This window comes from Flavobacterium crocinum (assembly GCF_003122385.1).
Lineage (GTDB): Bacteria > Bacteroidota > Bacteroidia > Flavobacteriales > Flavobacteriaceae > Flavobacterium > Flavobacterium crocinum.
This window is the reverse complement of record NZ_CP029255.1, coordinates 4,140,103-4,152,406: the sequence shown is the minus strand read 5'-3', so window position 1 is coordinate 4,152,406 and position 12,304 is coordinate 4,140,103. Positions and strand designations below refer to the sequence as shown.

The following is a 12,304-nucleotide window of genomic DNA, read 5'->3' as shown; positions in this document are numbered from 1 at the left end:
CTGAGCTTTTATCTTTTAGCGGTCAAAGTACTTCCTGTAGATGCAATTATTACGCAAACGACAGCCAAAATTTCATAAAAATTTAATTTTTCCTGTAGAAAGATAAAAGCGCAAACAGAAGCTGCAGCAGGTTCCAGACTCATTAAAATGCTAAATGTTCGTGGAGGAAGTTGCCCTAAAGCTTTCATTTCTAAAGTAAACGGAATTGCACTGGATAAAAGTGCCAAAGCCACCCCCATACCAAAGAACTTTGGAGTCAGATTTGTTAATCCATTTTCCAGAAAACCAAAAGGAAGAATTAATATAGCTGCAAACAACATTCCGGTTGAAACTGCTTGTCCGCCATTCATAATTTTGGATATTTTACCTCCTAAGACTATATAGGCCGCCCAAAACCCACCAGCTAAAAGAGCAAACAAAATTCCAAAAGGATTTAAACGATCATTTGTCCACGGAGCAATCAATAATATCCCGATTGCAGCAAGCAGAACCCAGCAATAATCTATGAGACGTTTTGAACCTGCAATCGCCAATAACAAAGGCCCTACAAATTCAAGTGTAACAGCCAGTCCAATTGGAATTCTTTCTATTGCCAAATAAAATATCAAATTCATGGCACCTAAAGACAAGCCATAAGGAATTACAATTTTCCATTGTGCAGGCGTAATGGCCTTTAAATTTGGTCTGTAAGCCAATAATAAAAGTAAAGCTGAAATGCCAATACGCATAGAAGCAGTACCTGCAGCACCAATTGCCGGAAATAATGTTTTTGCAATTGCAGCACCACACTGAACACTAATAATTGCTAATAATACTGCAGGAACGGGAGGGAGGTTTATTTCTCTGTTTTTCATAAATCACTGGCAGAAAAGATTTTTTCTGCTTAATAAACTAAAGATAATCTGTATTAATTGCCTAATGCACGTTTAGTTACATAAGCGCGGTATCCAATTATTGCCATCTGCCATTTTTTGGCTTTAGAAATATCTAATCCTTGTTTAGTAAAACTGGGCAGCAATATTTTATTGAGTTTGGCCAGGAATTTATACATAGTAGATCTGTTTGCGCAAAGATATAAAAAAAGACTTTGTGTTTGAAACAAAGTCTTTTGAGGTCAAAATAAGATAAAATTTAGATTTTAAGAATGAGGTTCTGATCGCCATCTGTTTCTCTGTTGATAGCATTTTTAGGTGCTTCCATCCAACCTGTTTTATTTATGACGAATTTAAATAAATGTGTTTTATTCTTTTCCAGTTGAGATTTAGGAATTGTTAGTTCGAAAGTATTTTCATTCTTTCTTACCATCTGAAAATTTACATCATTTGGATTCCAGTTATCAAATGATCCTGCTATTGAAACACTTTTTACTAATTCCGGATCTAATGTTTTGTCATGCTCATATCTAAAAATAATGTTTTCATTTACTATTTTATATCCATAAATACCAGATTGTTTCTTATTGTCATTTAACAAATCACTTGAAAGTTTTATAACAGCTTCACCTAAAGCATTGGCAGTATTTTCGTCGCTAATGTTTACAATAATTGAAAAACCTAATTGTTTTTCAGGGTAAATTACCAGCATGTTTTGAGTGCCAAATGCTCCGCCATGTTTCCAGTAGTTTTTTCCATTTTCATCTACCTGAATATAATCCCAAAAATATCCGTTCCAGGTAGTAGAACTGTTTAAAAGATTCCTTTGTGACTCCTGCACAATTTTATTCTTTGTATTTAGTTCATATGCAATAAATTTAGTAAGATCACTTAAAGTAGTTTTTAGTCTTCCTGCTGCTCCCCAAAGGTTATCTGAAATCTTTGGCATTAAGACTCCTTTTAAGTTATATCCGTTAGCGATTACAATACCTGAATCAAGATTAATTCCTGTTGATTTCATATCTAACTTAGAAAATATGTTTTCATTTAAAAGTGTTTCATAACTTTTGTGATATACATTTTCTAAAATATGTGCAGTCAGATTAAGACTTCCGTTACTATATTTAAATTTGGTCCCCGGTAAAGTGTCCAATTTTATTGTTTTAAGATCCCCAAAGAAATTTTCACGTGTATAAGTTTCATCTACCTTTTTAAAAGCCAGATAACTGCTGTCATTACGTTTTTTTCTTAATTCTTCAGTATTAGGAAGATCGGTAGCAAAACCTGTTCTGAAAGAAACCAGATCTTTAATAGTAATAGGAGTTCCGTTGTATTGCAAATTAGGATACGAACCCGTTAAATATTTTCGAATATCATCATCCGGATTCAATTTTCCTTCCAATACAGCTTGGGCTGCCAGTAGTCCAGTAAATAATTTAGTGATAGAGGCTACTTCAAAAACAGTGGTGTTGGTCGCAGGATTTTCTTTTCCTTTATCAATTTCACCATAATGACGTGTGTAGGTTTTACCATTTTTGACAACTCCAATCGAAATTGAATTTGCTTTTGATTTATTCATTAAAATTGAAGCCGTTTTGTCCATGGCTACAAAAATGTCTTTTTCAGTATTTTTTTGCTGTGCAAAAACAGAAAACCAAAGAAGCGGAAAAAGAAGCGGAAACTTTAGTTTAAGTTTCATTTTCTGTTATTTTAAAGATTTGACAAATGTTTTATATAGAAAAACCAGTGTTTTTTGGGCACTGGTTTTTCAATTTTGAATAAAGTATCTTAAGCTTTTTTGTTTTCTTTTTCCATAGCTTTCATGTCTTTTTCATGCTGTTTCATATCTTTGGCGTGTTGCTTCATATCTTTAGCATGTTGTTTCATGTCAAGTTCATATTGTTTCATATCTTGCTCATATTGCTTCATGTCTTTTTCATAATCGCCTGCATTATCTCCGAAATTGAACTTGAAATTGTAATTGAATTTCCCCATTTTTTCGTTGAACTGTTCCATTGCAAGTTCGTACTTTTCCATTTCTTTTTCAAAAATTGCTTCACGCTTGGACATTATTTCGCTGACAGCATCACTATAAGCAGACATTGCATCTATGTTTGGCTGAAATTTTTCCATTTTCTTTTCAAATTCCTCCATTTCTTTTTCGAACTTTTTCATAGCTACCTTATCTGAAGGATTTTTTGGCGCAACAGGAGGTTTAGGCATTTTTGACATGTCTACTGCTGGTGCTGCAGGTAGTGGCCCAGATGGAAAAACAGGAGGTGTTGGTGGAGTTGGAGGCGTAACATCCGAATCTCCATAGTTGCGAATTATAACTCTTTCATTTTTTACCATTACCGGAGGTCTTGGTATACTATTACTAATAATATTTACAGTTTTTGAACCATTTGCATCACTTTCTACAACAAAATCGCAATCTTTTATGGCTTTGTTTCCATCAATTTTGATGGTTTGTTTTTTGCCGGATTCCGATTTTGACTGAATTTGAATTGCTGTTAGTTCTTTATCAGAATTTCTTTTTACATCTGACACTTCAACTTCCAGATTATGATCTGTTTTTAGTTTTGTTGTAATGTCTTTTAATTCCTGATCTGTAGTGTTTTTAGTAATTTTAATAACTTCTTTTACGTCTTTAACGGTATCTTTTTGAACAAGAGCTAGATTATCTTTCTTTTCCTGCGCAATGGTTTTGATTTGAAATAAAAGAATAAATGCTCCGAGAGCAGGAACTACTGCACAGTATTTCCAGTAATTCCTTTTGTTTGATTGATTTTTGTTTAACATAACAATTCGTTTTTTGATTAATGATTGATAAAAATGATTGGTGATTGCAACACAAGTCTCGTGTGTTGTGATTTTTAAAAGCGTGTATTGATAAGCTTTCTTGTCAGCAATTTTCTTAGAAGCTTCACTGTCTGCTATAAATTCAAGATTCTGTAAAATTGCCTTTTTGTATAGCCATACTATTGGGTTAAACCAAAATAGAATACAGAAAATCCTTGAGATTAAAACATCTATAGTATGTTTCTGGTCGCTGTGTACTTTTTCGTGTTCTAAAATACTTTCTAATTCGGCTGAAGTGTAAAGTGATGAGTTGTACACTATGTAATCGAAATAAGAAAACGGAGCTATATTTTCATTTACATCTATAAACTTAAAATCTTCCTGTTGCTCAACTTTTTTTCCTTTTAGAACAGAATTCAAACTGTAGAAATCAAGTGCAAATTTGAACATGAAAGCAGTAAAACCAATGCCATAAACGGCAATTAAAACTAGATTCCAGTCTATTTCGATACTCTTTTCTTCCGTAACAATTGGAGTATATTGAGGTTCATACGAAATAATATTACTTGTTTCAGCAGGAATACTATTAATCGTTTGTTCTGTAATAACAGGATCCGGATTCTGAACAGGAGGCGGCTGAATCCATATAATTTTAGTATACACAACAAATGGCAATACTACAGCCGTTATTAATCCTGCAATTAAAAACCATCGGCTGCTGTTAAAAAAAGTTTCTTTTCGCAGTAATGAAATGTAAGCAAAATAAAACATTGTCAACAATCCGCTTGACTTTAGAATAAAAATGAAAAGTGCTTCCATACTATTGAGGTTATTTGTTTTCTTTTGGATTTTCGATCATAGCCAAAATTTCTCTTAGTTCGTCTGCTGAAATTTTTTCTTCTTTAGCAAAAAAAGAAACCATGCTTTTGTAAGAGCTGTTAAAATAGTTGTCAATAGCAGTACTCATAAAACCTTTTCGGTAATCTTCTATGCTTACTGCCGGATAATATTGATGTGTATTACCAAAAGCATTGTGCGCAACATAACCTTTCTCTTCCAGATTACGAACTATGGTAGACAAAGTATTGTAATGCGGCTGATCTTCTAAAATCTCTGCCTGAATTTCTTTTACAAAAGCTTTTTTAAGCTTCCATAAAATGTGCATGATTTCTTCTTCTTTATTGGTTAGTTTTTGCATTTTGAAAGTTTTTTAAATCGTTTATTTGCGAGTCTGAATTTCAATAACTCCATTATTCCCTTTATCACCATATCTTGTGATTGCTTCAGTTCCTTTGAAGATTCTCATTGTTTCAATATCTTTAGCATTCAGAGTTTCAACATCGAAATTCTCAGGCATTTCTTCTCCGTCAACAATAATTAATTGATTTCCTAATTTGACTTTCCCTTTTGTTGAATTGGAAATGGCAATTGTAGAACCATCTTTTTTAGTAATTATTTTAGTTGTAACAGTATTGTTTTTGTCTGTAGTTACAACAGTACTAATATTTGTATTAGTATCAGAGTCAGTTTTTGTACTAGTAAAAGAATTAATGTTAACATTGGTATTGGTTTTAGAGTTTTGGTTGTTAGTAATAATGATATTTGAATTTTCAGATGCATCAGAATCATCTTTTTCCAGATTCAAAGTGGTGATTCTTTTGCTCACAGCAACTTTAGAACCTTTAGCTTTTCCTTCTTCAGAAGTTTGAATACCCACTTTCTTCTTTCCTTCTTTGTCAGTGATTACAATTACGCCAAAATCCTGAATTACATCACCTGTCGAAGTTTGAATAGATTGTGTTTGCTGACTTCCGTTTTTAATATCAACTTTGATCGAAGTTAAGTTGTTTTTAGCATCTCTCTTAATGTCAGAAACTTCAAAATCAATGTTATGAATTGATTTTAATTTGTCTTTAATTTCTTTTAACTCTGCATCTGTTGAGTTTTTACTGATTTTGTAAACTTCGACAGATTTACCTTCCCCTGAAACCTTTACCGTTTGTTGTTTTTCTTTAGCTATTACTTCAATTTGAAATAATAAAACAAAAGCTGCAAGTGCTGGAATTACTACATAATACTTCCAGGAATTCCTCTTTTTTGATTGATTTTTGTTTAACATGACGATTCGTTTTTTGATTAATGATTGATAAAAATGATTGGTGATTGCAACACAATTTTCGTGTGCCGTTATTTTTAAAAGCGTGTATTGATACGCTTTTTTGTCTGATAATTTTTTAGAAGCTTCACTATCTGCTATAAATTCCAGATTTTGAGTTATTGCTTTTTTATAAAGCCAAACTATTGGGTTAAACCAGAAGATGATGCTGAAAAACCTTGAAACTAATACATCTACAGTATGGTTTTGATCGCTGTGAACTTTTTCGTGTTCGATAATATTCTCTAATTCAGTAGCTGTGTACAATGATGAGTTGTAAACGATATACTCAAAATAAGAGAAAGGCGCAATGTTTTCCTGAGTATCTATGAATTTAAAATCTGCTTGCTGTTTTACTTTTTTTCCTTTTATGATAGCATTTAAGCTATAAAAATCAATTGCTAATTTTAAAAGAAAAATTAGAAGGCCAATTCCGTAAAATGCCAGAATCACATAATTCCAATTGATGTCTGAATTTTGTTTTTCCGGAATAGATAATAAAGCCGATTCAATGTTCGTATTTAAGTTTTGAGTTGCATCAATCCACACAATCTTTGTATAACTTAATAATGGCAAAATTGATGAGATAATCAAACCAGACAGCAAGAACCATCTGTTGCTGTTAAAAAATGTTTCCCTGCGCAATAAAAAAAAGTAAACGCAATAAAATAAAAGCATTAAAACAGCTGATTTGGCGATATAAATGAAAATTGCTTCCATAGAAAATTATTTTTCTTTGTCCTTATTTTCGATCATTGATAGAATTTCACGCAACTCGTCAGCGGAAATTTTTTCTTCTTTAGCAAAAAATGAAACCATACTTTTATAAGAGCTATTAAAGTAATTGTCGATTGCTGTTTTCATAAATCCTTTTCTGTAGTCTTCTATTTTTACAACAGGAAAGTATTGATGTGTATTTCCAAAGGCATTGTGCGATACATATCCTTTTTCTTCCAAATTACGGACAATAGTAGACAATGTGTTGTAATGTGGCTGGTCTTCCGTTATCTCCGCTTGAATTTCTTTTACAAAAGCTTTTTTAAGCTTCCATAAAATCATCATGATTTCTTCTTCTTTGTTGGTTAACTTCTGCATCTTCTCTAATTTTAATTCAAACCTACAACTATTTTTTTAGTTATGCAACTATAAAAATAGTTATTTAACTAAAGATTAAGTTAATCTTCGAATTAAGACGCATAAATGCGATTCAAATTTAAATGTAATAAATTGAATTATAGTATTTTAAAAAGTTAAAAGTTACTATGAAGTTTTTTGGGTAACCAAAGTATTTTTAATCCAAATACAACATCCGGTTGCAATAACACCGATACAAGCCATAAAAAGCCAATTGATTTGGTAACCGAAACGGGTAATAATTTCAAAACCAAGTTTAGAACTAATAATATGAGCCAGACTGAAACTCATTGTATAGAGCGCCATGTAACGGCCTTCTTGTCCGCGTGGTGCACGGCTAAGCGCAAAAGCATTGGAGAAAGGAAAGGTTAATACTTCTCCGATAGAAATACAAACCATACTAACAACCAATATTCCGGCCCAGAAATTAATCAGTAATAAAAAGAAACTCAACGCCATAATGAAAGAACCTATAATAATGATTCTGATTTTTGGAAAAGCTTTTCTTTCTAAAAATCCAACTGTCGGCATTTCTAAACTAAAAATCAATAATCCGTTAAGTGTCATCAATAATCCGGTTTGGAATTCGCTTAAGCCAAATTTTTCGTTATGATATAAAGGTAAAGTAGTAAACAATTGAAAGAAAATCATTGCTGTAATAAAACTTACAAACAGGAAAACCCAGAAAATTTTATCATGAAAAACCGATTTTACTTCGACAGCACTTTCTGTTTTATCGACATGATCTGCTTTTTTCTTTTCTTTTACCAATAAAGCAAAAATAGAGATCGAAATAATACATGAAGCTCCATCAACCCAGAAAAGACCGGAATAACCCATCCCCATAATAATTAATCCTCCAAGTGCAGGACCTGCGGCAAAACCCAGATTCACGGCTAGACGAACAAGTGTAAGTGCACGGGTTCTGTTTTCAGGCTTTGCATACGCTCCTAATGAAACAAACATTGCAGGTCTAAACATATCTGCAATCGTCATCAAGACAAACATTGCAGCACATAATGCCCAGAATGTTGTAATGTACTGAACAAAAAACAACGAAACGCCACTTGTAAACAAGCTGAAAATCATGATTTTATAAAAACCAATTTTGTCTGAAAGTCTACCCCCAAGCCATGAACCAAGCATAGAACCGAAACCAAACGCCACCATAATCCATCCAACCTGATTATAAGTAAAATGAAGATCTTCCTTTAAATATTTAGACAAAAAAGGCAGCACCATTGTTCCGGCACGATTGATAAAGGTAATGGTAGCCAGAATCCAAACTTCTCTTGTAAATCCTCTAAAATTGTTGATGTAATTGGTAAAAGCGTTTTTAAGCATTTTATGTGATAAATTATCGTCACAAAGTTAGCAAACTTTGTCTCGTTAAGTGGTTGTTGTTTTGTTACTTTTGAACTATTTTTGCAGAAAATTTCTAAGATGAAAACTGTAAACGCCCTGCTTTTATTGTTGGTTTTTAATATTGGCTATAGTCAACAAAAGTTCAGTAAAAGTGAAACTCTGAAATTTCAGAAGAAACTGAATGCAGAATATGCTGATCCTAAGACTAGTCCATTGATGGCTGAAGATTTAAAAACTTTCAAAAGTTTAGACTTTTTTCCTATTTCCGAAACTTATTTTGTGAATGCCACTTTGGTAAAAGCGAAAGGCGGAAAAGTTTTTGAAATGAAAACTTCAGGAACCCGAACTCCAAAATACATCAAATACGGAACTTTAAATTTTAAAATAAACGGAAAACCTTTTCAGCTTGCCGTTTATCAAAGTTTAGAACTTATAGTACAGGAAAAATATAAGAATCATCTTTTTTTACCATTTTCAGATTTAACAACCGGAAAGCAAAGTTACATTGGTGGTCGTTATATTGATTTAGAAATCCCTAAAGGAAACACAATAGCTGTAGATTTTAACCGGGCTTACAACCCGTATTGCGCTTACAATTATAAGTATTCATGTCCGCTTGTGCCTTTGGAAAATGATTTAAAAATTGAAATTAAAGCAGGTGTAAAGACCTTTGATTAATGGAATACTTTAATCTTCATACACATCAGTTTACCAATCAGGAAAATATTTTAGAACTGGTTAATCAATATCCAACGGATTTTGATTCCACGATTCCTTTTTATTCTATTGGAATTCATCCCTGGTATATTGATGAAAACCGAATTGAGGAAGATTTGAAAATTATAGAGCAAAAACTGCAAACAGAAAATTGTCTGGCGATAGGAGAGTGCGGTTTGGACAAAAGAATTGAAATGCCGCTGGATTTACAAATTTCAGTTTTTGAGAAACAATTGGCTTTAGCTGAAAAATTTAAAAAACCAGTGGTTATACATTGTGTAGCGGCTTATCAGGAAGTAATTGAAACTAAAAAAAGACTGAAAGTGACTGTGCCAATGATCATTCATGGATTTTCGAAAAATGCACAAATAGCATCACAATTAATTACAGCAGGATTTTATCTTTCGTTTGGAAAATATCTTATAAAAAATCCTGATTTGAAAACAGTTTTTCAAAGTGTCCCAAACGATCGTTTTTTTCTTGAAACAGATACAATGGAAGAAACTATTCAGCAAGTTTACAAACTTGCTTCAGTATACAAACAATTAAATATAAAAGAATTAAATAAACTTATTTCAAGTAATTATAAAAGTGTTTTCAAAAGTTAGAAAACATGAAACTTGAAACCTGAAAAAAAAAGAATATATGGCAGAATGGACAGAAAGAGCTGAGCTTTTGTTTACAAAAGAAGGATTGGAAAATTTACAAAAATCTAATATTTTAGTTGTAGGACTGGGCGGAGTTGGATCTTTTGCAGCAGAATTTTTAGCTAGAGCAGGAGTTGGAAATATGACAATTGTTGATGGTGATGTTGTGGATATTACCAATATCAACAGACAGTTGCCTGCTTTACATTCAACAGTTGGACAGCCAAAAATTAAGATCGTTGGGGATCGTTTAATGGATATTAATCCGGAATTAAATTTAACAAGAGTACAGGAATTTCTTTCTCCGGAACGTGCTTTTGAAATTGTTTCTCCAGAATTTGATTATGTTTTGGACTGTATTGACAGTATCACTCCAAAATTAAATCTGATTATTGCTGCTAAACGCAAAAGAGTGAAAATCATCAGCAGTATGGGGGCCGGAGGAAAAATGTTGGCTTCGAAAGTAAAGGTGACAGACATTTCTAAAACGATCAACTGTTACTTTTCGAAAACAATTCGCAAACGCTTAAAAGAGGCAAAAATCAACAAACTGAAAGTGGTTTTTTCTTCTGAAATTCAGGACGAAAAAAGCTTAAAATTAACCGACGGAAAAAACTTTAAAAAGTCTTTCTACGGAACAAACAGCTATATGCCAGGATTATTTGGCCTACATGCAGCAGAAACAGTGATTAGACATTTGCTTACTAAATAAGATTCTAAGATGCTAAGATTCTTAGTTGCTAAGTTTTTTTAAGTTGCTAGACTGAATCTTATGTTTTGAATCTTAGACAAATACAACTAAAAGCAAACTTTGACAAAGTTAAATACAGAAGAGAGAAACCTTAGAATCTTAGTATCTTAGTATCTCAGAATCTTAGAAACTTAAAAAAAAAATGATTAAAACAGTAATTTTTGATATGGACGGTGTTATTGTAGACACAGAACCCGTTCATCGTTATGCTTATTATTTACAATTTTCAGAATTGAATATAGAAGTTCCCGAAGAAATGTACACTTCATTTACCGGATTTTCTACCAGAAATACATTTCAGGCATTAAAAGGATATTTTCCGTCCGTAGAGCAGGAAGTAGAAGATTTGATTCAAAGAAAACGAAATATTTTTAATGACGCTTTTGATACCAAAGAAGATTTATATCTTTTGGATGGAGTAGAGGATTTAATTAAAGATTTATTTCATAACGGAATACAATTAATCTTAGCTTCATCAGCATCTAAAGTAACTATTGATCGCGTTTTTACAAGATTCAACCTTCACCAATACTTTACGCATATTGTGAGTGGAGAAGATTTTCCTCAGTCAAAACCAAATCCTGCAATATTTAATCATGCGGCTTCTTTATCTATCGCACCAAAAGAAAACTGCATTATTATTGAAGATAGCACAAACGGAATAAAAGCAGCAAAAGCAGCAGGAATTTACTGTGTAGGTTACAGAAGTCAGCATTCGAATCTACAAGATTATAGTGAAGCTGACTTAGTTATAGATCATTTTAATGAATTAAATGCTCAGAAAATATCACAGATCGAAGCCTGAATTATATTAAATTTAACATTTGTTCGGTAATTGAATTTGTAAATTTGAATAAAATAAAAAACGTAAAATAATGAAAAAACTACTTATTGCTTTCGCACTGATCTTAGCACCATTAGCATCAGAAGCACAAGTAAAAACTCCACAAGCGAGCCCAAAAGGATATATTAAACAAACTGTTGGTTTAACTGATGTTGAAGTTACCTATTCAAGACCAGGTGCCAGAGGAAGAGCTGTTTTCGGAAATTTAGTTCCATTTGGGAAATTATGGAGAACTGGAGCTAATGAAAATACAATAATCAACTTTGGTGACGATGTCGTTATTGATGGAAAAACATTAAAAAAAGGAAAATACGCTATTTATACAGTGCCTAGAATCGAAAGCTGGGATGTTATTTTCTATCTTTCTACAGATAACTGGGGATTACCTGAAAACTGGAGTGATGCTTATGTAGCTTTAAAAACTACTGTAAAAGAAGATGCTTTACCAACTCCAGTAGAGACTTTTACAATTGGAATTAACAGTTTAGATCCTAACTTTGGATATTTGGAAATGGCTTGGGAAAACTCTCACGTGGCGCTAAAATTCGAAGTTCCTACAGCTAAAATTGCAACAGCAAGTATCGATAAAGCTTTAGCCGGACCAACATGGAACGATTATTATGCTGCTTCACAATATTTGTTCCAGGCTAACGGAAATATTGAAACTGCCAGAACTTATGTAGACAAAGCTTTGGATATGAGTTCTGATAAACCATATTATGTTTCAAGATTAAAATCTTTGATTCAGGCAAAACAAGGTGATAAAAAAGGTGCTATTGAAACTGCAAAAGCTTCGTTAGCAGCTGCTGAAGCCGCAAATAATACAGATTACGTAAAATTGAACAAAGACAGTATCGCTGAGTGGAGCAGATAAAATAATTCTTCGAATTATATTTTTCAATTTTTTAAATTACAAATTCCAAGGCTTTCTCGTTTTGGGATTTTTTTTTAACCGCAAAGCACGCAAAGAATTACGCAAGTTTCGCAAAGTTTTTTTTGACAAAGCTTTGCGAACTT

13 protein-coding genes are annotated in these 12,304 nt (G+C 32.6%); 5 read left to right on the top strand and 8 right to left on the bottom strand.

The features are described from left to right. Positions 1 to 8 precede the first annotated feature (8 nt). From HYN56_RS18475 to HYN56_RS18440, 8 genes are all read right to left on the bottom strand, one after another. Complete coding sequence (locus HYN56_RS18475; protein ID WP_109193523.1) at positions 9 to 854, bottom strand: EamA family transporter; 846 nt, start codon at positions 852 to 854, stop codon at positions 9 to 11. A gap of 53 nt (positions 855 to 907) precedes the next feature. Beyond that, a complete protein-coding gene (locus tag HYN56_RS18470) occupies positions 908 to 1,051 on the bottom strand; it encodes a hypothetical protein (RefSeq protein ID WP_057123143.1) in 144 nt (47 codons plus the stop codon). An 80-nt stretch (positions 1,052 to 1,131) separates the two neighbouring features. Beyond that, the gene (locus HYN56_RS18465; protein ID WP_109193522.1) at positions 1,132 to 2,571 is read right to left on the bottom strand and encodes a serine hydrolase; all 1,440 of its coding nucleotides are present in this window, start codon (positions 2,569 to 2,571) and stop codon (positions 1,132 to 1,134) included. A gap of 89 nt (positions 2,572 to 2,660) precedes the next feature. After that, positions 2,661 to 4,493: a M56 family metallopeptidase gene (locus HYN56_RS18460; RefSeq protein WP_109193521.1), complete on the bottom strand. Its 1,833-nt coding sequence runs from the start codon at positions 4,491 to 4,493 to the stop codon at positions 2,661 to 2,663. Between the two features lie 10 nt (positions 4,494 to 4,503). Next, positions 4,504 to 4,872, bottom strand: a complete 369-nt coding sequence (locus HYN56_RS18455) for a BlaI/MecI/CopY family transcriptional regulator (RefSeq protein WP_109193520.1) — start codon at positions 4,870 to 4,872, stop codon at positions 4,504 to 4,506. A gap of 21 nt (positions 4,873 to 4,893) precedes the next feature. Beyond that, positions 4,894 to 6,549 (bottom strand): M56 family metallopeptidase, encoded by a 1,656-nt coding sequence (locus tag HYN56_RS18450; RefSeq protein WP_109193519.1) that lies wholly within the window; start codon positions 6,547 to 6,549, stop codon positions 4,894 to 4,896. A 6-nt stretch (positions 6,550 to 6,555) separates the two neighbouring features. Further along, positions 6,556 to 6,924, bottom strand: a complete 369-nt coding sequence (locus HYN56_RS18445) for a BlaI/MecI/CopY family transcriptional regulator (protein WP_091498878.1) — start codon at positions 6,922 to 6,924, stop codon at positions 6,556 to 6,558. 165 nt (positions 6,925 to 7,089) lie between these two features. Further along, positions 7,090 to 8,307, bottom strand: coding sequence for an MDR family MFS transporter (locus tag HYN56_RS18440; protein WP_109193518.1), 1,218 nt, complete (start codon positions 8,305 to 8,307; stop codon positions 7,090 to 7,092). 99 nt (positions 8,308 to 8,406) lie between these two features. On the opposite strand from HYN56_RS18440, the gene HYN56_RS18435 reads away from it, so the two are divergent. From HYN56_RS18435 to HYN56_RS18415, 5 genes are all read left to right on the top strand, one after another. After that, entirely contained in the window at positions 8,407 to 9,006 is a 600-nt protein-coding gene (locus tag HYN56_RS18435) for a DUF1684 domain-containing protein (RefSeq protein ID WP_109193517.1), read from the top strand. After that, a complete protein-coding gene (locus HYN56_RS18430; protein ID WP_109193516.1) occupies positions 9,006 to 9,653 on the top strand; it encodes a TatD family hydrolase in 648 nt (215 codons plus the stop codon). The genes HYN56_RS18435 and HYN56_RS18430 overlap by 1 nt, the downstream gene beginning before the upstream one ends. Before the next feature lie 37 nt (positions 9,654 to 9,690). Further along, positions 9,691 to 10,404 (top strand): tRNA threonylcarbamoyladenosine dehydratase, encoded by a 714-nt coding sequence (locus HYN56_RS18425; protein WP_109193515.1) that lies wholly within the window; start codon positions 9,691 to 9,693, stop codon positions 10,402 to 10,404. 181 nt (positions 10,405 to 10,585) lie between these two features. Further along, positions 10,586 to 11,248, top strand: coding sequence for an HAD family hydrolase (locus HYN56_RS18420; protein WP_109193514.1), 663 nt, complete (start codon positions 10,586 to 10,588; stop codon positions 11,246 to 11,248). A 70-nt stretch (positions 11,249 to 11,318) separates the two neighbouring features. Further along, positions 11,319 to 12,161 (top strand): DUF2911 domain-containing protein, encoded by an 843-nt coding sequence (locus HYN56_RS18415; RefSeq protein WP_109193513.1) that lies wholly within the window; start codon positions 11,319 to 11,321, stop codon positions 12,159 to 12,161. Positions 12,162 to 12,304 lie beyond the last annotated feature (143 nt).